Origin of the sequence: Streptomyces phytophilus, from assembly GCF_013870535.1 — a bacterium.
Classification (GTDB): domain Bacteria; phylum Actinomycetota; class Actinomycetes; order Streptomycetales; family Streptomycetaceae; genus Streptomyces; species Streptomyces phytophilus.
On the sequence record NZ_JACBXC010000007.1, the window covers coordinates 14,786 to 35,963 of the forward strand.

13 protein-coding genes and 1 pseudogene are annotated in these 21,178 nt (G+C 71.6%); 6 read left to right on the forward strand and 8 right to left on the reverse strand.

Annotation, left to right across the window (positions count from 1 at the left end):
- Positions 1-38: 38 nt before the first annotated feature.
- Complete coding sequence (locus H5J30_RS01290; protein ID WP_181785269.1) at positions 39-2,576, reverse strand: molybdopterin-containing oxidoreductase family protein; 2,538 nt, start codon at positions 2,574-2,576, stop codon at positions 39-41.
- A gap of 112 nt (positions 2,577-2,688) precedes the next feature.
- Entirely contained in the window at positions 2,689-3,405 is a 717-nt protein-coding gene (locus H5J30_RS01295; protein WP_181785270.1) for a glutamine amidotransferase-related protein, read from the reverse strand.
- Positions 3,406-4,054: 649 nt separating this feature from the next.
- Between H5J30_RS01295 and H5J30_RS01300 the strand changes: the two genes are divergently transcribed.
- On the forward strand, positions 4,055-5,620 hold the full coding sequence (locus H5J30_RS01300; protein ID WP_181785271.1) for an MFS transporter: 1,566 nt from the start codon (positions 4,055-4,057) through the stop codon (positions 5,618-5,620).
- A gap of 110 nt (positions 5,621-5,730) precedes the next feature.
- Positions 5,731-6,132, forward strand: a complete 402-nt coding sequence (locus H5J30_RS01305) for an ArsR/SmtB family transcription factor (protein ID WP_181785280.1) — start codon at positions 5,731-5,733, stop codon at positions 6,130-6,132.
- Positions 6,133-6,207: 75 nt separating this feature from the next.
- Here H5J30_RS01305 and aepY read toward each other — a convergent pair whose 3' ends face one another.
- From aepY to H5J30_RS01325, 4 genes are all read right to left on the reverse strand, one after another.
- Positions 6,208-7,311: a phosphonopyruvate decarboxylase gene (gene aepY / locus H5J30_RS01310; RefSeq protein ID WP_181785272.1), complete on the reverse strand. Its 1,104-nt coding sequence runs from the start codon at positions 7,309-7,311 to the stop codon at positions 6,208-6,210.
- Entirely contained in the window at positions 7,308-8,003 is a 696-nt protein-coding gene (locus H5J30_RS01315; RefSeq protein WP_309505388.1) for a DedA family protein, read from the reverse strand. The genes aepY and H5J30_RS01315 overlap by 4 nt, the downstream gene beginning before the upstream one ends.
- 80 nt (positions 8,004-8,083) lie before the next feature.
- Positions 8,084-9,124: a ketoacyl-ACP synthase III family protein gene (locus tag H5J30_RS01320; RefSeq protein WP_181785273.1), complete on the reverse strand. Its 1,041-nt coding sequence runs from the start codon at positions 9,122-9,124 to the stop codon at positions 8,084-8,086.
- A 29-nt stretch (positions 9,125-9,153) separates the two neighbouring features.
- Complete coding sequence (locus H5J30_RS01325; RefSeq protein WP_181785274.1) at positions 9,154-15,753, reverse strand: type I polyketide synthase; 6,600 nt, start codon at positions 15,751-15,753, stop codon at positions 9,154-9,156.
- A 720-nt stretch (positions 15,754-16,473) separates the two neighbouring features.
- Here H5J30_RS01325 and H5J30_RS01330 point away from each other — a divergent pair.
- Positions 16,474-17,955, forward strand: coding sequence for an FAD-dependent oxidoreductase (locus tag H5J30_RS01330; RefSeq protein WP_181785275.1), 1,482 nt, complete (start codon positions 16,474-16,476; stop codon positions 17,953-17,955).
- Between the two features lie 62 nt (positions 17,956-18,017).
- On the opposite strand, the gene H5J30_RS01335 is transcribed toward H5J30_RS01330, so the two are convergent.
- Positions 18,018-18,794, reverse strand: coding sequence for an SDR family NAD(P)-dependent oxidoreductase (locus tag H5J30_RS01335; RefSeq protein WP_181785276.1), 777 nt, complete (start codon positions 18,792-18,794; stop codon positions 18,018-18,020).
- Positions 18,795-18,877: 83 nt separating this feature from the next.
- Here H5J30_RS01335 and H5J30_RS01340 point away from each other — a divergent pair, with 83 nt between their 5' ends.
- Positions 18,878-19,243 carry an ArsR/SmtB family transcription factor gene (locus tag H5J30_RS01340; RefSeq protein ID WP_181785277.1) on the forward strand — a complete coding sequence of 122 codons (366 nt, stop codon included), beginning with the start codon at positions 18,878-18,880 and terminating at the stop codon, positions 19,241-19,243.
- Positions 19,244-19,495: 252 nt separating this feature from the next.
- Here the strand turns inward: H5J30_RS01340 and H5J30_RS01345 are convergent.
- Positions 19,496-20,040: pseudogene (locus tag H5J30_RS01345) on the reverse strand (transposase); the annotation flags it as partial.
- A 309-nt stretch (positions 20,041-20,349) separates the two neighbouring features.
- Here H5J30_RS01345 and H5J30_RS01350 point away from each other — a divergent pair.
- On the forward strand, positions 20,350-20,808 hold the full coding sequence (locus tag H5J30_RS01350; protein ID WP_181785278.1) for a hypothetical protein: 459 nt from the start codon (positions 20,350-20,352) through the stop codon (positions 20,806-20,808).
- A gap of 172 nt (positions 20,809-20,980) precedes the next feature.
- The coding region (locus H5J30_RS35860; RefSeq protein ID WP_374100932.1) for a hypothetical protein at positions 20,981-21,178 on the forward strand (198 nt) is incomplete at its 3' end.

The following is a 21,178-nucleotide window of genomic DNA, read 5'->3' on the forward strand; positions in this document are numbered from 1 at the left end:
GTTCTTCGGGGACGAGCGTGCGGCGTTCGCGGGGCGGGTCAGGCTCTGACGACCCGGCAGGCGAAGCACTTGAATGCCTGCTGGCCGGAGAGGTTGTCGTAGTAGCGGTCGTCGGGCAGGGTGTTGGCCGCTTCGTAGCGGGGGTCTTCGTAGAGGTCGCCCGTCTTCTGGGCGGGGCCGAAGGTGTTGGGTACGAACACGGTGTCCGTACGGATCCCCTCCCACAGCAGCGCCGTGCCCGTGACAGAGCCGCGCGGGCTTTCGACGCGGACGTCGTCGCCGTCACGGATGCCTGCCCGGCGGGCGGTGTCGGGGTGGATCTGGACGAAGCGGATGCCGTTGAGCTGCTTGCCCGTCGGGGTCCAGTGGGTGACCGCGGCGAAGTGCACGACGCTGGGCCGGCCCGTCATCCCCATCAGCGGGAAGTCCCGGTGCACGGCGTCGTTCCCGGGGACGCCCAGGCGCACCGGGTGGGTGACGGCCTGGGGGTTGAGGGGGTTGGTGACGAAGGCGCGGCCGTACGCCAGGGTCGGGTTCTTTCCGGTGACCTCGGGGTGGGTGTAGAAGATCGGCAGGGCGCTGTGCCCGGTCGCGGCGAGCTTCTTCTCCAGCTCCGGGGTGGTGATCTCGACCTTGCCGCTGGGGGTGAGGAAGCGTTTGCCGCGATTGCCGGGATCCAGCGACGCGGCGGCTTCGTACCAGCTCGGGTGGTCCAGGTACAGGGTGCTGACCCCGGGGTGCTCCGGTGTGGGGCACGGCCAGCGCAGCGGCTCGGTGCGCCGGCGCATCCGGGTGCGGGTCATGCCGCCCGCCCCGGGGGTGTGGGCGACGAAGTCGTCCCACAGGTGCCGGTAGTCCGTCCACCGCTCCGGGAACGCCTCGCGCCACTGCGCCCCCGGGCGGTCGGTGTCCAGTTCGGCCAGGGCGTGCGCGAGGCCGATCCAGATCTCCCAGTCCGGCCGCGACTCGCCCACCCGGTCGACGACCTGCTCCTGCCAGCGGATGGCCCTGTCGTCACGGCGCATGTAGACGCCTTCCATCTCCAGCCCGCTGCAGACGGGCAGGATGACGTCGGCGTAGTACGCCGCTTCCTCCATGAACAGGCCGGTGTAGACGTAGAAGTCGAGCTGTTCGAAAGCCTTCTTGACCTTGGTGGTGTTGGCGGAGGAGACCAGCGGGTTGCCCTGCGTGATCACCGCGCGCAGCCGGTACGGGTCGCCCGTCAGGATGGACTCGGCGAAGTAGTCCGGGCCGACGGGCAGCGCCTCGCGCCGCTCCGGCACGTCGGCGGTGAGCGGCGGCAGGTGCAGGTCGCCGGGCCAGGTGTTGTGCATGAAGTTGCAGCCGGCACCCGGTACGCCGACGTTGCCGGTCACCGCGGCCAGGAACGCCGCCACGCGGTAGGTGTCGAAGGCGCCGAGCTGGTGGGAGATGCCGGCGTTGCAGAAGATCGCCGCCGGTTTCGCCTGCGCGTACTCCTCGGCCATCTCCCTGATGGTGGCGGCGTCCACGCCGGTGACCTTCGCCGCCCACGCGGGGGTGTACCGGTGCTTCTCCAGGTGGGCGTGCAGTTCGTCGAAGCCGACCACCCAGCGCTTGACGAACGCCTTGTCGTACAGCCCTTGTTCGACGATGTGGTGGAGCATGGCCAGCAGCAGGGCGAAGTCGGTGTGCGGCTTGGGCGCCACCCACCGGTCGGCCTCCGCGCCGGTCGGGGTCAGCCGGGGGTCGACCACGGTCAGGGTGGCCCTGGTCTTCCTCCGGCCGCGCAGCAGGTAGTCGAAGGTCACCGGGTGGGTTTCGGCCTGGTTGGTGCCGAGGAACAGGTAGTGGCGGGCGGAGCCGAGGTCGTCCTTGCCGGTGGCACCGTCGGTGCCGTAGCCGTTGGTGAAGTTCCCCAGGCCGAACGTGGTCGCCAGGGCATTGCCGCCGGCGTCGTTGCAGACGGGGCCGACGTCGGTGTTGTTGGGGCTGCCGAGCATGGCGAACAGGCGGGCCACGAGGGAGCCCGTGCCCCGGGGCAGGCGGCCGGTGGTGCGGTTGGCGATGGTGTGCGCCTGCCCGGCGTCCCGCAGCTCCAGCAGCTTTCCGGCGATGGTGCGGAGAGCCTCGTCCCACGTGACGGGTTCGAACGTCGAGTGCGACGAGCCCTTCGCACCGGCGACGCGGCGCAGCGGCCGGGTCAGCCGTTCTGCGTTGTAGACCAGCTGCGGCATGAGTTCGGCTTTGACGCACACCTGGCCCTGCTGCACCGGATCGTCGTCCTCGCCCCGCACCGCGAGGATGCGGTCGGCCTTGAGGTCGACGTTGAGCCGGCAATTGGAGTTGCAGAACTGGCAGGCGGTGGCAACGGTCTTGTCCGGCGTCAGGGCGGCCGACCGGTCGGTGAACGCCGACCGCGCGCCCCCGTTGCCGGCTGCCTCCCCGTCTGCCGCGGCGGTGCCGTCGGTGGCGGCGTCGGTGGCGGCGTGAGCCGAGACGACCGGCAGCAACGCGGGGGTACCCAGTCCGGCACCCCCGACGACGCTGCCGCGCACGAAACCGCGCCGGGAAAGACCGTGCTGTTCGGACTTCATAGAGGCTCAAGGCTCCTTCCGCCCGGGGTGCGGGGGACGAACGGGCATGACGGTGCCTCAGCCGTGCGCGCGACGCACGACCTCGTCGGCTGCTGCGGTGGTGCCGTGGTGATCAGGCCGCCGAGGCCGCGGGCACACCCGGCCTGCTGCGCACAGCGGAGAGGAACGCCTTGAGGATCTTGTGCTCGGCGCCCGGCGCGGACGACAGCTCGGGCTGGAAGAGGCTGCCCATGAAGAAGGGGTGGCCGGTGATCTCCAGGGCGCGGGCCGCACCGTCGCCGTCCCAGGCGCTGAACCGCAGGTCGCCCTGGTTGGCCGCGTCCATGAAGGAGTCCGCCAGCCCGTAGTCGCAGTGGAAGATCTCCTCCACCTCGGTCGTGCCGTAGATGCCGGCGAGGTGGGAGCCTTCTTTGACCTTCAGCGGGGCCTTCTCTCCGCGGAAGGAACACGTCAGCGGCGTGACCAGGGGCATCAGCTTCTCCGGGTCTTCGTCCACGCCCTCTGCCTCCGGCAGGTGCAGGACGTTCTGCGCGTGTTCGACGAGGGCGCTGAAGAAGCCCCCGCAGGTGCCGAGAAACGGCAACCGGTTCTCGCGTGCGTACCGGACGGCGATGTGCACGCCCTTCTGGTTGAAGTACGGAGCTCCGGGCACCACCCAGATGCCGTCCCAGCCCGCCAGCGCGGATGCGTCGTGGATGTCGGTGGTCGGGATCCACTCCGTGGTCAGGTCCCACCGCTCGCGCATCGCGTCGATCCTGGGGTGGGACGGCTCGTCGTGATTGCCGCGATCGCCCACCAGGGCAAGGCGTGGCTGAGTAGAGACTGACATCGTTTCCCCCTTTGTGGTTCGACAGGCCCGGGAACCAGCCGCCGCCAGTGACTGATTTCCAGCCTCGTGTGCGGAGCCGGACGTGTGCCGAACGCGTCCGACTACGCAGTTGTCATCGGGTTCGAGGTGGCGTCAGGTCCGTGCCGCCATGCACGGACCTCATGGAAGACGAAGGTGTGTGGGCGCTACCGCGGTGCCGTCGGCGGTGCGGCTGCCAGCAATTTCCTGCCGGATGTACGCATCTGTTCCATCCCCCTGGCACCTCGTGCGAGACCTTCTGCACGGAACCCCGTGCTGCTTCTCGGTCAATTTATCGATGACGGTCGAAGTATTCGAGGGTCCCGTACGCGGCGGGGAAAGATTTGCGCCAACTCTCCGAGACTCCATGCGACTTCCTCCCGGCGCGGCGCTCCATCCGGCAGCCGACCCCGGCGGCCCGGCCCGCACGCCCTTTGCGCACATCAGCGCGGGAGTGCACCGATCAGCCGGGGGAATCCTGAGGTCACGGGGCAGATGGCTGGAATTAGCGCACAACACACGCCCCTATCAACAGCCATCGCTGTTGATAGGGGCGAGAGCTGTTTAGATACGGCTGGTCGGCCCCGACCTCCCGCGGGGACCACGCCCGTTGCGTCCGAGGAGAGCGTGAGTGAACAGCTCCACCGGCCATCCACGCCGATGGCAGATCCTGAACGTCCTGTGCCTGAGCCTGGTACTGATCGGCCTGGACACCCTCATCCTGAATCTGGCCCTGCCCAGCATCCAGAAGGATCTGGATGCCACCAGCAGTCAGCTCCAGTGGATGGTCGACTCGTACGCCCTGGCCTTCGGCGGACTGCTGCTCATGGCCGGCGGCCTGTCCGACCGGTTCGGCCGCAAGAGGCTGCTGTCGATCGGTCTGGCCGCCTTCGCGCTGACCAGCCTGGGCGCCGCGTTCGCCGCCGGCGCCGAGGCGCTGATCACGTTCCGCGCCCTGATGGGCATCTCGGCGGCGCTGATGATGCCCGCCACCCTGGCCATCATCAAGGACGTCTTCCCGCGCGAGGAGCAGGGCAAGGCCATCGGCATCTGGTCCGGTGCCGCCGCCGTCGGCGTCCCGCTCGGCCCGCTCGTCAGCGGCCTGCTGCTGGAGCACTTCTGGTGGGGCTCGATGTTCCTCATCAACGTCCCGCTGGCCGCCATCGCCCTGATCGGCGCCGCCAAGTTGATCCCCGAGTCCAAGGCGGCGGACCATCCCGGGCTGGACCTGGTCGGCGCCCTGCTCTCGGTGGGCGGCCTGGTCGCCATCGTCTACGGGCTGGTCGAGGCGCCGCACAACGGCTGGGGTGACATCGTCACGCTCGGCTCCCTGTTCGCGGGCGTCGCCCTGATGGTCGCCTTCGTGGCCTGGGAGCGGCACACGGCCCACCCCATGCTCGACGTCGGCCTGTTCCTCAACGCCCGCTACGGCGGCGGCGCCCTGGCGATCGCCTGCACCTCCTTCGGCCTGTACAGCGGCCTGTATCTGCTCACCCAGTACCTCCAGTCGGTACTGGAGCTGGACCCCCTGGGCGCCGGGCTGCGGATGCTCGCCATCGGCACGATGATGATCGGTGCCCCGCTGTCGGCGAAGCTCGTGGAACGGGCCGGCCTGAAGGCCACGGTGGTGTTCGGGCTGCTGCTGTGCGCCGTCGGCATGGGCATCCTGGCCGGCCTGTCCGTCGACGACGAGAACCAGGCCCTGCTCGGTCTCGCCGTGTTCGGCCTGGGCATGGGCATCGCCCTGCCGGCCGCGGTCGACGCGATCCTGGTCGTCTCCGCCGCCCGCCAAGCGGGCGCCGGCTCCGCGGTGGCGGATGTCGGCATGCAGGTCGGCGGCGCGCTCGGCATCGCCATCAGCGGCAGTGTGGTCACCACCCTCTACCGCGACGACCTGCCCCAGGCCGCCCGACTGCCCGGCGAGGCCGGGGCGGCGGTCCGCGAGTCCCTGGCGGGCGCCTCCGCCACCGCCGAGCAACTCGGCGGTACGGCGGGCCGCCGGGTGCTGGACGCCGCGCAGCATTCCTTCGTCGGCGGCTTCGCCACCACGTTGATGATCGCCGTCGGCGTCGCGGTCGCGGGAGCGCTCACCACGGCATTCGTCCTGCCCCGGGCCCGCGTGGCCGAGGACGACGCCACCGCGCGGGCCGAAGTCGCCGCCCCCGGCGGCAAGGCGGACTCCCCGGCCTCCTCCTAGGTTCGGGGAGAGCGAGGGTGCGTAGGATTGAACCCGCGGTCCCCATCGACTCACCCGGCGTGGCGGGTCCATGGCCGGACGGCAGGTACAGGGGTGAGAGGAAGGTGACGATGGCCCGGCCGGCGAAGTTGAGGGTCGCGGTCAGCGATCCCGCCCAGTGGATCGGCGAACGCGAGCGGGCCCGGATGCTGGCGCCCAAGCTGCGCGCGCTGGCCGACGAGACGCGGCTGATGCTGATCCTGCTGATCGCGCAGCGTCCGCGTACGGTCAAGGAGTTGCAGGAGGCCACGGGCCTGAGCCAGACGCTGGTCAGTCATCATCTGGCACCCTTGCGCGAGCAGGAACTCGTCGAGGCCGTTCCCAAGGGCCGCAGCAACCAGTACGTGATGTGCTGTCAGACCCTGGCCGAGCCGCTGCGTATGTTCGCCAGCCTGGCGGCCATGGACCCCGAGACGGTGGCGGCCTGCCTCCAGCCCGAGGCCGACCAGGCAGGCACCGTACAGAACGCCTGACGCCCGGCACGAGCGCGTCCGGCCGGTGCCCTCTCGCATCCGCGAAGGGGCACCGGCCGGACGGCAGGCGACGGTCTACTGCTGAAGGCTGTCCTGGAAGCGGTCCCGGATGTCCAGGGGACTCAGGGCGTTGGTCGCCCGCGGCGGGATCGCGCCAGTGCGCGGCAGCGTCGTCACACTGATCAGATGCGGCCCCGGGGCCGCGCGTGCACTCTCCATCGCGGACCGCAGGGTGTCCCGGGTGTCGCAGGCGGCCGCGCTCGCGTAGCCGGCCGCCAGCGCCGCCTGCGGGAACGAGGTGGTCGCCGACGTGGTCGCCTGCCCGCCCGTCGACTCGTGCACGCGGTTGTCGAGTACGACGTGGATCAGGTTGCCGGGCGCCGCGTGGCCGATCATCGACAGCGCGCCCAGGTGCATCAGCAGCGCACCGTCCCCGTCCAGGACCACCACCGTCCGCTCCGGATGCGTCAGTGCCACTCCCAGGCCGAGCGAGGAGGCGTGGCCCATCGAGCCCTGCATGTAGAAGTTGCCCGGTGCGTCGGCGACGGCGAACGCGTCACGGCCGGTGTAGCCGGTGGTGGCGACGACGGCCGCCTCCGGCACAGCGGCCGTGACGACACGGATGGCCTCCGCCGCCTCAAGCCCCTCGGCCGGGGCGGCGCCGGTTGCCGCGGCCTTGCCGATCGCGCCGCGCTCCACCAGGACGAACGGGGCCCGCTGCGCGGCCAGGTCCTGCTCCGCCTTCGCCAGGATCGCCGCGAACTCCTCCGTGCCGTCCTCGGCGTACAGGGTGTAGTGGGGGGTGTCGACGCTGTCGAGCAGACCGGGAGTCGCCGGTCCCATCACCGCGTGCTGGGGTTCGTCGGTGGCCGGGTCGGGCCAGCCGCGCAGGCTCGTGAAGGTCAGGATCGGCAGCCGGTAGGTCATCACCAGCGAGGTGAGCGGGTTGATGAGGTTGCCCAGGCCGGAGTTCTGCAGCATCACGTACGCGCGCCGGCCGCCGAGCGCGGCGCCCGCGGCCACCGCCAGGGCGCTGCCCTCGTTCGGGGCCGGGACGTACGCGCCGGGCCGGTTGCTGAGGTGGGCGATGGGGCCGCCGAAGTGGGAGCAGGGCACGCCGCTGGCCAGGGAGAACCCGCGGTCGGCGAGCAGGTCGCAGAAGTCTGGTGCGGAGATCATGGGCGGGGAAGCTCCGTTTCCGGTGCGGCGGTCGCGGTCGTGTCCGTCTGGAGCCTTGCGGCCTTGGCGCTGCGGGCGCGGCGGCGCATGCGTATGCCCTCGATGATGATCGGGATGCCGGAGACGAGGACGATGCCGATGACGATGAACTCGATGTTGTCGCGGACGAACTCCACCTGGCCCAGGTAGTAGCCGACCAGGGTGAGGCTGACCGACCACAGGACGGCGCCGAGCACGTTGAAGAGGAAGAAGGTGCGGTACGCCATCCTCCCCACCCCGGCGGTGATGGGGATGAAGGTGCGGAAGACGGGCACGAAGCGGGCCATGACCAGCGCCTTGGGGCCGTGCTTCGCCATGAAGGCGTGGGCGCGTTCGGCGTTCTCCTGCTTGAAGAAGCGGGAGTTGGGCCTGCGGAACAGGGCGCCGCCCACCTTGCGGCCGAAGGCGTAGCCGAACTGGTCGCCCAGGACGGCCGCGACCGCGATGGCCAGCATGACCAGCCAGAGCGGCTGGTGGAGGATCTGGTCGTTGGCCACGAGCAGTCCGGACGTGAACAGCAGCGAGTCGCCGGGCAGGAAGAAGCAGACGATCAGCCCGGATTCGGCGAAGACGGTGGCCATGATGCCCAGCAGCCCGAAGGTGGAGATCAGGGCTTCGGCGTCGAGCAGGGGTGATGCGGCGAGTTGTGGCACGGATGCCCCCGGGGTCGGTGGTGGGAAGGAGCGGACAGGCCGCCCGCCGGCCCTCGGCGGGGCCGGCGGGCGGGCAGGAGTCAGGCGGCGGCCCAGACGGGGCGCCGATCGACGCGGACGACGGCGCAGGTGATGGAGACCCCGCCGCCGTGGGCCACGATCAGGACGTGGTCTCCGGGCCCCACCTGCCCGGTCTCCACCAGGTGGGTCAGGCCCACGATCTGGTCGTTGACCGTCAGGTGGCCGAGGTTGCGGCCGAAGTCGAGGAGCCCTTGCTCCGGGGACAGGCCCATGGGGTCGAGGATGACCTTCAGGTAGCTCTCCTGGCCGGTGAAGACGTGGCAGACGCGGGTGACGTCGCCCGGCTCCAGACCCGCCTCGGCCAGGGTGCGCAGCGCGATCTCGGTGCGCAGCTCGCCCTGGCGGCGTACGACTTCCGCGACGGTCTCCTCCAGGCCGCCGGCGGCGGCCAGCCGCTCCTTGAAGTCCATGCCCCGGCCGACCGTCGCCGACGGCGGGAAGAGCGGCTCGTTGCCCCGGTACTGCTCCTCCACCTCGGCGGTGGAACCGGTGTTGATCGACAGCAGGCTCGCGAAGCCGTCGGCCTTCGACAGCAGCACGGCGCTGCCCGCGTCGCCCAGCACGCCGTTCTGGATGCCGAACGCCCAGCGGTTGAAGTTCGGGGTGCCGACGTTGTCGGCGCCCGTCACGAGGGCGGCGGTGCGCTCGGGTACGGCCTTCAGGTAGCAGGCGGCCAGTTCCAGGGAGCCGACCATGCCGCTGCACGCCTGCCAGACGCGGAAGGACGGTACGTCGCGGTCCGTGAGGTGGCGCAGGATGTAGTGCTGGGGTGACCAGCCTTCGGGGCCCTGCTCGTGGCCGCAGGCGTGGATGTGCATGTCGATGTCGTGCGGGTGGAGTGCGGAGCGTTCCATCGCCTGGCGGGCGGCGGCGACCGCCATGTCGGGGGCGGGCATGTCGTCGGCCACCGCGGCGCCGGTCCAGCCGTAGAACTCGCAGTCCTCTGCGTCGTACAGACCCAGCGCCACGGCCTTGCGGGCGTCGACGCTCTCCGGGACGTAGGTGCCGAGTCCGGCGATGCGGATGTCGGTGGTCTTCATGGGCAGTCGGTTCCTCGTCAGTCGCTCGGTCAGGCCAGGGCGTTCGCGGAGTCGAGTTCGTCGGCCAGGGCCTGGGCGACGGTGGTGATCGTGCCGTCCTTGAGGAGCTTCACCATCGGCAGCTTCACCTGGTACCGACGCTCGATGCGGTTGCGCAGCTCGACGGCCATGAGCGAGTCCATGCCCAGCTTGTTCAGCGGCCGGTTGACGTTCACCCGCTCCGGGCGCAGCCCCATCACGGTGGCGACCTCCTGCTTCAGGAAGTCCAGCGCTTCGGTGTCCGGTGCCGCCGCGGCCGGCGGTACCGCGGTGGCCGGCCGGGGCTCGGCGGCCGGTGCGAGAGAGGGCTGGGCCGCCTGCTCGTCAGGCACCTGCACCGCTGCCCGTTCGGCCGGCCGGGCGTCGGGGAGCAGGTGCGTCAGCAACGGCGCTTCGGCGGCCGCCGGGTAGGCCCGCGCCCAGGCGGGCCAGTCGGCCGGGAGCACCGCTGTGTGCACCAGTCCCTCGGCGAGGATCCTCCCCAGAAGTGCCAGCCCCTCGTCGGGGCTGAACGACGACATGCCCTGCGGCAGCAGGGTGCGCTGCTCCTGCTCTTCCTGCCGGTGGACCATGCCGACGCTCTCCCAGAAGCCCCAGTTGACGACGGTGGCGGGCAGCCGCTCCGCCTGCCGGTGGTGGGCCAGGGCGTCCAGGAAGGCGTTGCCGGCCGCGTACCCGCCGAGCATGGGCGAACTGAGCAGGGCGGAGCCGGAGGAGAACAGCACGAACGCCTCCACCGGCTCCCCGCGCAGCAGCCGGTGCAGGTTCCACGCGCCGGAGACCTTCGCGGCCAGCACCCGGTCCAGCTCGGTGCCGCTCATCTCGCTCAGCGGGGTGTAGTCGATGACCCCCGCGGCGTGGAAGACGCCGCGCACGGGAGGCAGGCCCGTACGGCGCCTGGCGGTGAGCAGCGCTTGCATGGCCGGTGCGTCGGCGACGTCGACGGCCTCGTACGTCACGTTCACGCCGCGCTTCCGCAGCTCGTCCATCAAGGCCACCGAGGCGGCCTGCGGGTTGTCCTCGGCCAGGGGCGTGCCGGACTCGGGCAGCGGCCTGCGCCCGGTCAGCAGCAGGTGCCCGGCGCCCTGGTCGGCGAGCCACAGGGCCAGCCGGCCGCCTATGCCGCCCGCACCGCCGGTGACGAGGTACGTGCCGTCGGCGTGGACGGCGACGGGTCGGCCTCGTGGTGCGGTCACCGGCCCGGAGGCTGCCTCGTCGAAGGAGAGCACGATCTTGCCGGTGTGGCGGGACTGGGCCATCAGCCGGAAGGCGTCCGCGGCCTGCCCCGCCGGGTAGACCGTGTGCGGCAGCGGCTCAAGGGCGCCCCGGCCGACCAGGTCGGCGGCTGCCCGCAGCACCCGGCCGGCCCGCTGAGGGGCGTGCTGGATCATGTGGACGACGTCGACGGCGTGGAAGGACAGGTTGCGGGCGAACGCCCCCAGCGGCAGGGGGTTGTTGTCGAGGATGTCGCGCTTGCTGAGTTCCAGGTAGTGGCCGTACGGGGCCATCAGCGACAGGTTCGCCGCGACGGCCTCGCCGGGCAGGGTGTTGTAGACGGCGTCGAAGCCCGTCCCGCCGGCGGCCGCTTTGAACGTGTCGGCGAACGTGAGGCTCCGGGAGTCGGCGACCTGCTCGACACCCAGCTTGGTCAGCATCTCGCGCTTGGCGTCGCTGCCGGCGGTCGCGTAGATGTGCGCGCCCTTCCAGCGGGCGATGTTCATGGCGGCCCGGCCGGTGCCGCCGGTGGCGGAGTGGATGAGGACCTTCTGTCCGCGCTCCAGCCCGGCCAGGTCGACCAGGCTGTGGTACGCGGTGAGGTACGCGGCCGGCAGGGTGGCCGCTTCGGCCGCCGTCAGCCGCGCCGGCTGGGGCGCGGTCAGGCAGGCCCGGGTGACGACCTCGGAGGCCAGTGCGCCTTCGGCGAAGGCGATCACCTCGTCGCCCACCGCGACGTCCGTGACGGTGTCGCCGGTCTCGGTGACCGTGCCGGCGCACTCCCAGCCCATCACCGGCGGCCGGTCGTCCTGGCCCGGGTACATGCCCAGGGAGAGCAGTACGTCGCGGTAGTTGACGCCGGCGTGGCTGACCCGGATGCGTACCTCGTCCGCGCCGAGGGCGCGCGGCATCCGTTCGGTCAGCCGCAGGTCGTCGATGACGCCGGGTGCGGGCAGCGAGAGCGCCCGCGGCACGCCGGAGCCCGTGGCAGGCAGATCCGCCGGTACGAGCCTGGCGGCGAAGCGGCGTCCGTCGCGCAGGGCGACCTGGTCCTCGCCGTCCGGGTGCAGCAGCAGGTCGGCCAGGGCCGGGACGCTCGCGGCGGACCGGTCGAGGTCGACCAGGCGGGGGGTGAGCGCGGGGGCTTCGCCGGCGAGGGTGCGTACGAGACCCCAGGAGACGGCCTGGAAGGGGTGGCGTACCGCCTCGCCGACAGCCGTGGCCTGGGCGAGCTGGGTGATCACCCACAGCGGCGGGTGGCCGAGGGGGTGCCGCTCCAGCGCCCGGGTCAGGTGCAGGACGCTGTGGGCGGCGAGGAGTTGGGCACGGCCGACCTCGGCGGGTGTCGCGTCGAGGCCCGCCCGGGCGTCCAGGGACCAGAGGTGGAGGATGCCGCGGCAGGTGCCGTCGCGGGCGACGTCGCCGAGGATCTCGCGGTAGTGGTCCTCGTTCGACGGGTCGACGCGGTAGCGGTCGCCGCCTCCGGCGAAGGCGCCGGCACCGGCGGTGACGGCCACCACGCGCCGCCCGCGGCCCGTCAGCTCCCGTACCAGGGAGCGGCCCGCGGAACCGCTGTCGGTCAGGACGAGCCAGAAGCCGTTCGGGTCGGTGCCCGCCCCTCGACCGGCCGGGACGGGAGCGGGCTCCCAGGTCAGGGTGTGCAGCCAGTCTCCGTGGTCGCTGTCCGCGGGCGGCGGGGAAGAGGGCTCGGTCGTGTCGGTTGCGGTCACGGTGTCCTCGGGGCGGGGGTGCAGGAGTGCGGGGGCGTGTCCGGCCAGGTACTGCAGGCGCAGCCCGCGCATCTGCGCGACGAGCCGGCCGTCGTCGTCACGGATGTCGATGTCGGCGGCGAAGGAGTCCTCGCGGTCGGACGGCAGGAGCCGGGCGTGGCTGAACAGGGAGGCGGACGGCTGCCGGTGGAAGCGGACCTCGTCGATGCCGCCCAGGACGAAGACGCCCTCCTCTCCGGGAGCGGTCGGCGGCCGGGCCGCGGCCATGGCATGGCCGCTCGCGTCCAGCAGCGCGGGGTGGAAGTGGTGCCGTATGAGATCGCCGGTGAGGGGCGCGGGGCAGACCAGGTGGGCGAGGACTTCGCCGTCCGTGCGCCACAGCTCGGTGATGCCTTGGAAGGTGCCGTTCCACTGGTTGCCGCGTTCGGCGTGCCACGGGTAGAACTCCGCGGCGCTCTGGTGCTGCGGCAGGCGGGTCCGGATGGTCTGGAGCGGTTCGGACGGCTCGGGTGCAGCGGTCGGCAGGGCGCGAGCGGTGCCTTCGGTGTGGAGGGTCCACTCGCCGCCCTCGTCGTCCCGGCTGTGGACACGGCAGTGCAGCGAGGTGTCCGGCCGGGAAGTGACGGTGACCTTGACCTCGGGCGCGGGGCCGTCCTCGTCGAGGAAGAGGGCGCGGTGGTAACGCACGTCCGAGACGGACAGGGTGCCGGTCTCCAGGACGGAACGGGCGGCTGCGGAGATGATCTCCAGGTGGGCTGTGCCCGGCAGGATGATCGTGTCCTGGATCCGGTGGTCCCGTAGATAGGCGTTGTCCGCGAGGGTCAGCGGCCCTTGCCACGTACGGGTGCCGCCGTCGGCGGGCAGCGGCCGGCCCAGCAGCGGGTGCGTGCGCTCCGCGGGGTCCTGCGAGGTCGGGACCGAGGCGGTCCCCGGGCGCGCGGGGGGCGCCGGGATGCTGCTGGGGCTGATCCAGTGGCGGGTGCGCTGCCAGGGGTAGGACGGGAGCGGCACGTAGCGCCCGCCCTCCGTCAGCGTACGGAAGTCGAGGTCGACGCCGGCCGCGTGCAGGGAAGCGGCGAAGGTGAGCAGGCTGGACCGCTCGTCGGTGTGGCGGCGCAGGCTGCCGACCGCGGTGGTGTCCGCGCCGGTGTGCAGGCGGCCGATCTCGCGGATGTTGGCCACCAGCAGCGGGTGGGGACTGACCTCGATGAACACGGTGTCACCGCGGCTGAGCCGGCTGCTGACGGCGCCGGCGAAGTCGACGGGCCGGCGGATGTTGCGCACCCAGTAGTCCGCGTCCATGCCCGAGCCGTCGATCACCTCGTTCAGCAGGGTCGAGTGCAGCGGGATGCTGCCGGCTCGCGGGGCGAGGTGGTCCAGTTCGGCGAGGAGGTCCTCGCGCAGCGCGTCCATCTGCGGGCAGTGCGAGGCGAAGTCGACGTTGACTCGCCGGTTGTCGACGCCGCGTGCGTCGAGGGCGTCGAGTACGCGGGTCAGCGCGTCGACGTCGCCGGACAGCAGCGTGGACGTGGGGCTGTTGATGGCGGCCACGGCGACCTTGTCCTCGACTCCGGCCAGCGCTGCCGCGGCCTCGTCGGCGGGCAGCGCCACCCAGGCCATGGTGCCGCGGCCCGAGAGGCGCTTGGCGAGGCGGCTGCGGCGGCAGATGACGGCGGCCGCGTCCTGCAGCGAGAGCGCGCCGGAGATGTACGCCGCCGCCGACTCGCCCATGCTGTGGCCGATGACCACATCCGGCTCCACGCCCCAGGACCGCCACAGCTCGGCCAGGGCGATCTCCATGGCCCACAAGGTGGGCTGGATGACGTCGAGTTCCTTGAGGCGCTCCTCGTCCGCGGCGCGCAGCAGCTCGATGACCGACCAGCCGGTCTCGGTCTTGACGGCGTCGTCGCACGCTCCCATCGCCTGGGCGAAGACCGGCTCGGTGTCGAGGAGCTCGCGGCCCATCCCGGGCCACTGCGAGCCCTGTCCGGGGAAGACGAACGCGACGCTGGGGCGGGCGTCGGGGTCGGTGTAGTCGCTGCTGGCCAGGCCGGGTTCGTCCTCGCCTGCGGCGAACCCGCGCAGGGCGGCGGCCGCCTCGCTGTGGCTGTCGGCCGGGAACGCGAGCCGGGCGTCATGGGTCGTACGGCGCAGGGCCGCCGAGTGGCAGATGTCGCGCAGGGAGTGACGTGTGCCGTCACCGTCGAGGTAGGCGGCCATGCGGTGTGCGCCTTCCGCCAGGGCCTCGGGGCTGAGCGCGGACAGCACCAGCAGTTCGCTGCGCTCCCCCGGCTGCTGCCCGTCCGGCTCGGGCGCGGGCGGCTGGGGGGCGGCTTCGAGGACCAGGTGGGCGTTGGTGCCGGAGAAGCCGAAGCTGCTGACCCCGGCGACGGCCGGGCGGCCCCTGTCGGGCAGCGGCGTCGCGTCGGTGGGGACGGTCAGCGGCAGGTTCTCCCAGTCGACGGCCGGGTTGGGGTTCTTCAGGTGCAGGCTGGGCGGGACGGTCCGGTGCTCCAGGCACAGCACGGCCTTGATGAGCCCGGCGATGCCGGCGGCCGCCTCGGCGTGACCGATGTTGGTCTTCACCGAGCCGACCAGGGGGCGCCGGTCCCGGGCGCGTTCGCCGACGACGGATGCCAGGGCTTCCAGCTCGACCGGGTCGCCGACGCTCGTCCCCGTGCCATGCGCCTCGATGTAGTCCACGTCGGCGGGGTCGACGCCGGCATTGGCGTACGCGCGGCGCAGTACGCCGAGCTGGCCCTCGACGGCCGGGGTGACCAGATAGCCGCTGGACCGGCCGTCGTTGCCGACGGCGGAGCCGCGGATGACGGCGCGGATGCGGTCGCCGTCGGCCTGGGCGGCGTACAGCGGCTTGAGGATGACCGCGCCGACGCCGTCGCTGCGGACGAACCCGTCGCCGGAGGCGTCGGCGAACTTGCAGCGGCCGTCGGCGGCGAGCATGCCGGCTCCGGAGTACACGACGCCTTCCTCCGGCAGCAGCACCACGTTGACGCCGCCGGCGATGGCCACCGGGCACTCGCCCAGCCGCAGGGCCTGAACGGCGTTGTGGACGGCGACGAGCGCGGAGGAGCAGGCGGTGTCGACGGTGAAGCTGGGGCCGCGCAGGTCGAACGCGTACGACAGCCGGCCCGAGGTGATGGCGCGGGAGGCCGCGCCGGTCATGGCGTACAGGTCGAGCTCGTCGCGCCTGTCGTACTGCAGGTGCCAGTAGTCGCCGCCGAGTTGGCCGACGAACACTCCCGTGTCCGTGCCGCCGAGGGCGGCGAGGGACTGCCCGGCGTCTTCGAGGGCCTCGTACGCGACCTCCAGCAGCAGCCGCTGCTGCGGGTCCATCCGGTCGGCCTCGCGGGGGGAGATGCCGAAGAACTCGGCGTCGAACGCGTCGATGTCGCGCAGCAGCCCGCCCCACCGGCTGACGGTACGGCCGCGGGTACGGGGCTCGGGGTCGTAGACGGCGTCGACGTCGTAGCGCTCGGGCGGGATCTCCGTGATGGCGTCACGGCCCTGGAGCAGCATGTCCCAGAGCTGTTCTGGACTGGTGGCGTCGGCGAACCGCCCGGCCATACCGACGATGGCGATCGGTTCGCCGGCGGCCTCGGCCGCACGGCTCAGATCGTGGTGCATGGATGTCCTTCCGGGAAGGGCGAAGCCGTTCACTGTGAAGCAGCACGGAAGGAACCGCGGTCTGTGCGCGGCAGGCCGGCAGCGGGACCGGCTCGGTGGCGGGCGCACACACCGAGAGCAGGCAGGAGTAGGAAAGGTCGGGGAAGATCCGGTCCCGTCATCTGAACGGCCGCGTGCGTGGCGAACGCATCTGACCGTTCACGGGCCGGTGGGCCGTCGGCACGACCGCTGCTCCCCCGTGAGCCCCGGCATCGGACACATGCCCGCGCCGTCTACTCCCGCTGTTTCGACATGTATCGAGATTGGCCCGTCGCGGGGCACTCACGCAACGCGACGAAGAGTGACGCTCGTCACATCTGGCATCGGCCAGATGTGCGGTTGACATTCATCGAACCAACGGCAATCCTGGAAGCCTGATTCGTTATTTATCTATATAGGCGGTCGTGATGAGCCCGCTCCCGCGCCGCGATCAGGGCTGCCGCGACAGGAGCTGAAACCGATGAGCGACCCCGCCGCGGACACCGGCGCCTCCGAGCCGGCCAGTGCCTGCTGCGCCGCGATGGCGGAACTCCAGCGCCGGGCCCGGCCGCGCACCGAGCAGGACGCACAAGCCCGGACCGGCGTGCCCGCCGGCACCACGCCGCCCGAGACCGAGCCCGCCCGATCCGCGCCCCAGCCCTTCGTAACGCGCCCTAGCCCTTCGTGAGAGGACACCGCATCGTGGTTGACCACCACCCGGACCACCTTCCCGTCGCCGTGATCGGAGCCGGCCCCGTCGGCCTCGCCGCAGCGGCACACCTGGCGGAACGCGGCGTTCCCTTCGTCGTCGTGGAAGCCGGCGACGCCCCGGCGGCGGCGGTGCGCGCCTGGTCCCACATCCAGCTCTTCAGCCCCTGGGAGTTCAACGCCGACCCGGCCGCCCGCCGCCTGCTCACGGCCGCCGGCTGGGAGCAGCCCGACGCCTCGGCCCTGCCCACCGGGGGCGACCTCGTCAAGCAGTACCTCCAGCCGCTGGCCGAGCTGCCCGCGCTGGCCCCCCACATCCGCTACGGCGCCGCCGTCACCGCGCTCAGCCGCCACGGCATCGACCGGGTACGTACCACCGGCCGTGAGACGACTGCGTTCGTACTGCGCCTGGCCGACGGCGAGGAACTGCTCGCCCGTGCCGTCATCGACGCCTCCGGCACCTGGTGCCGGCCCAACCACGTCGGCGCCAACGGCCTGCCCGCCCACGGAGAGCCGGACGCCGCCGCCTGGATCAGCCACGGCCTGCCCGACGTCCTCGGTACGGACCGCGCCCAGCACGCCGGCCGCCACACGGTCGTCGTCGGCGCCGGCCACTCGGCCGCCAACACCCTCCTCGCCCTCGCCGAACTCGCCGACGCCGAGCCCGGCACCACGATCACCTGGGCCATCCGCGCCGCCGACCCGGCCGCCTCCTTCGGCGGCGGCAGCGACGACGAACTGCCCGCCCGGGGCGCCCTCGGCTCCGGCCTGAAGATGCTCGTGGACACCGGCCGCGTCACGCTCGCCCCCGGCTTCCGCACCCACGCCATCCGCCGCCTGGGCGACGACCCGGCGCAGGACCAGGTCGAACTCGTCTCCCGCGACGCGGACGGCAACGAGCAGACCGTCACCGCCGACCGCGTCGTCGCGGCGACCGGATTCCGCCCCGACCACGGCATCACCGACGAACTGCGCCTGGACCTGGACCCGATCATGTCCGCACCCCGTGCGCTGGCACCCCTGATCGACCCCAACCAGCACTCCTGCGGCACCGTCACCCCGCACGGCTACCGCGAACTGGCCCACCCCGAACCGGGCTACTACGCCGTCGGCATGAAGAGCTACGGCCGCGCCCCCACGTTCCTCATGCTCACCGGCTACGAGCAGGTCCGCTCCATCGCCGCGGCGCTCGCCGGCGACCTGGAAGCCGCCCGGTCGGTCGAACTCCAGCTGCCCGAGACCGGCGTCTGCTCCGTGACCGCCGGCGGCGAGGCCCTCGCGCTGCGCCTGGGCCTGACCAAGGACCAGCACGAGCAACTCCTCCAGGTCACCGCCAAGCACCTGGGCTCCTCTGCCAGCGCCTCGGATGCGGTACTCACCGCGGCCACGGAACTCGGCGTCGACCACACCACGGCACTTCAACTGGCCGCGTACGCCGCCGACATGTTCGACGCCCCCGACGCACCGGGCTGCTGACCGACGACGGCGCGGCTGTTCCGCGCACCGCACCGAACAGCCGCGCCGAGGCACGACCGGCTCTAGGGGACGCGATGCACCTTGTGCTGGGCCGCCTGCGCCCGGGGGCGTACGACCATGAGGTCGACGTTCACGTGCGAGGGCCGGCTCACCGCCCACGCCACCGCGTCCGCCACGTCCTCGGCCACGAGCGGGCCCGGGACTCCCGCGTAGACCGCGTCGGCCCTGCTCGTATCCCCGCGGTAGCGGTTGAGCGAGAACTCCTCGGTCTGCACCATGCCGGGCGCGATCTCGATCACCCGCAACGGCTGCCCGCACGATTCGAGCCGCAACGTCTCCGCGAGCACGTGCGCCCCGTGTTTGGCGGCGCTGTAGCCGCCACCGCCCTCGTAGCAGGTGAAGGAGGCCGTCGAGGTCAGCACCACCACCGTGCCGTCACCGCTCGCCAGCAACTTCGGCAGCAGCGCCTGCGTCACCTTGAGCGCACCCAGCACGTTGACCTCGTACATGCGCCCCCAGTCACCGGGATCCGCATCCGCCACCTCCTCCACCCCGTAGGCACCGCCGGCGACGTTCACCAGCACATCGCAGACCTCGACCTGCTCGGCGAACGCGGCGACGGCCTCCCCGTCCGTCACATCCAGCGGATACGCCCGCACCGCGCCGCCCTCGGCCCGGATCTCCCCGGCAACCGCCTCCAGGCGGTCGGCCCGCCGCGCGGCAAGGACCACGGCGAACCCTGCGCGCGCCAACTCACGCGCGGTGGCCGCACCGATGCCGCTGCTCCCTCCGGTGACCACCGCGGTACGCGACTGCCGGGCGTGGTCGGGTGATGCCATGAGTGCTGCCCCCAGGTCTTGATTAGACGGTTGTCTAATAATATGACCTTGGCATCGGGGAAAACTAGTGACAACATAGACGTATGTCGAAGCTTCAGGAGATGGTGGCCGCGCTTCCGGCCGAGCCGTGCTGCCCTGCCCTGACCGAGCGTGAGCTGACCGCCGAGGAAGCCGAACTCACCGCCGCGATGTTCAAGGCCCTCGGCGACCCCGTCAGACTCCGCCTCTTCTCCAAGGTGGCCTCCCACCCGGACAGCGAAGCCTGCGTGTGCGACATCGCCGACGTCGGAGTCTCCCAGCCCACCGTGTCCCACCACCTGAAGAAGCTCAAGGAAGCCGGCCTCCTGGCATCCGAACGCCGCGGCACGTGGGTCTACTACCGCGTCGAACCCGCGGTCCTGGCAGCCATGGGCCGCCTCCTGACCCCCGCCCCCGCAAAGGCCGCCTGAACGGCCGCATCGGCGGCAAGCCACTCGCCCACCTCCGCGCCAGCGGTGGCGCGGGCGCCGACCCACCTTGAGGACATCCGGCCCGATACGGCGGTGCCGCCACTGAGAGAGGGTTTTCACCGGCACACCGAGGTAGGCGGCGCCGTCCTCCGGCGTAGCCGGCGGAGTGCGTCCCGCAGCACCAACGGTACGTGTCACCGACGGGCTGAAACTGTAGACCCGAATCCGCTGTGAATCTTCATCGCCGGAAGCCGGCACGACGCCGCGGGCACAGACCAGTTCGCGGTAGGCGTCGTGGCCGTAGCCGCGGTCGGCGAACAGCGAGTCGGGCTTGCGCCGGGGACGGCCGACCCGGCCGCCACCGGCGGGATCGTACCGATTAGCGGCAGCAACTGGGTGACGTCGTTGCCGTTGCCGCCGGTGAGAATGACTGCGAGCGGTGCGCCATGCCCGTCGGTGATCAGGTGGTGCTTCGAACCGGCCCGGCAAGCAGCACCTCATGCAGCCGCTGCCACAGACCCGCCTCATTCCAGTCCCGCAGCCGGCGGCAGCAGGTCATGCCTGAGCCGAAGCCGAGTGCCTGCGGCAAGTACTCCCACTGGATCCCGGTGTGCAGCACATACAGGATCCCGCACAGCACCTCCCGGTCCGGCAACGGCTTGCGTCCCGGATACCGGAACCTGCGCTCACGCTGCGGCAGCAACGGCTCAACACGATCCCACAACTCATCCGACACGACCCACGGCGATGTCCCCACACCGGACCCCAGCGCCCAACTCCCGCCTCAGACACGGCAACCACGACGGATCCACCTCATTGTGTCAGCCGCAGTAAGGGGGTCGTGGCGTGTCAGTCGTGCACGCAGGTCTCGGGTGAAAAGCGCGAGGACTACAGGTCGCGAAGCCGTACCCGACGGGGCGCGTCGCGGTTGAGCAGGCAGTTCGCCTGCGGGCGGTGACGATCACCGGGCCGTCGGCATCGTCAAGGCCAACGGTGAAAGGCGTCGTTGCCTCGAACCCTTCGAGGTGTCCGGTCTGGTGGGACCCCTCCCGGACTCCGTTGCCTACTCTGCGCCCATGAAAGCTCCACGCAGATGGATCTTCACGATGCTCGCCCCCCTGATGATGGCGGGCTGCTCCAGTTCCCCGGACGCCGCATCGCCGGCATCTGACCCGGCATCGGTCTCTGCCTCGCCCAGCGCATCGACGGCAAGCCCGAGCGCCACGGCAACCTCGGCATTCTGCCTTGATCTGTCGACCTTCCAGGTGGGCGTCATTGCCTACCGCGGCGATGTGGGTGCGGCGATCGAAGGGCAGCCGCTGGACTTCAAAGAGCTGCGGAGGAAGGCCGCCTTGATCGCCGACATAGGTGGGAACATGCGGACGAGCGCACCGCCGGACATCGCCGAGGAGTTCCGTACGGTGCTCAAGGCGATCGATACCTCGGTGAGCAATCTGAAATCGGGTGCGGAGACGCGTGATGTCGTGGATCCCGTGTACGGCGAGCGCAACCGTCCCGCCTTCGACGCGGTGGACAACTACGACTGCGGCGCTGCGAACCGATGACTGCGCCGGCGGGCCGGCGCAGCCTCCGGCTCTCCCGGCCGTGGGCGTGGAGCCCGGCCGGGGTGGGTAGCGGGTGGGGGTGGCATTTCCTTCTTGGATACGTGGGCGGCCCGGGGTGTTCAGCTCCTCCGCGCACGCTCGACTGGTCCGTTCGCCGAAGGGGAGGCCGGTCGTGGGTGACTCTGCCCGTGTGCGTGGGGGGCGGTCCGGCGCTGTTGTCGCGGCTGCCCTTGCCTCGGCCGTCCTTCTGACGCAGGTTGCGGTCGCGGACGAGCCCGGCGGTCCGGCCGGCGTCGAGGAGCAGCGGGAGCGGGCGTCGGATGCCGCGCGGCGGGCCGGTGAGGTGCGGGAGCGGGTGGCGGAGTTGGAT

Excerpts from the sequence above, each read along its gene's own strand:
- H5J30_RS01290 (WP_181785269.1), bottom strand. The coding sequence starts at position 2,576 with ATGAAGTCCGAACAGCACGGTCTTTCCCGGCGCGGTTTCGTGCGCGGC.
- H5J30_RS01320 (WP_181785273.1), bottom strand. The coding sequence starts at position 9,124 with ATGAAGACCACCGACATCCGCATCGCCGGACTCGGCACCTACGTCCCG.
- H5J30_RS01305 (WP_181785280.1), top strand. The coding sequence starts at position 5,731 with ATGGCCCGGCCGGCGAAGTTGAGGGTCGCGGTCAGCGATCCCGCCCAG.
- H5J30_RS01350 (WP_181785278.1), top strand. The coding sequence starts at position 20,350 with ATGCTCGCCCCCCTGATGATGGCGGGCTGCTCCAGTTCCCCGGACGCC.
- H5J30_RS01325 (WP_181785274.1), bottom strand. The coding sequence starts at position 15,753 with ATGCACCACGATCTGAGCCGTGCGGCCGAGGCCGCCGGCGAACCGATC.
- aepY (WP_181785272.1), bottom strand. The coding sequence starts at position 7,311 with ATGATCTCCGCACCAGACTTCTGCGACCTGCTCGCCGACCGCGGGTTC.
- H5J30_RS01340 (WP_181785277.1), top strand. The coding sequence starts at position 18,878 with ATGTCGAAGCTTCAGGAGATGGTGGCCGCGCTTCCGGCCGAGCCGTGC.
- H5J30_RS01295 (WP_181785270.1), bottom strand. The coding sequence starts at position 3,405 with ATGTCAGTCTCTACTCAGCCACGCCTTGCCCTGGTGGGCGATCGCGGC.
- H5J30_RS01335 (WP_181785276.1), bottom strand. The coding sequence starts at position 18,794 with ATGGCATCACCCGACCACGCCCGGCAGTCGCGTACCGCGGTGGTCACC.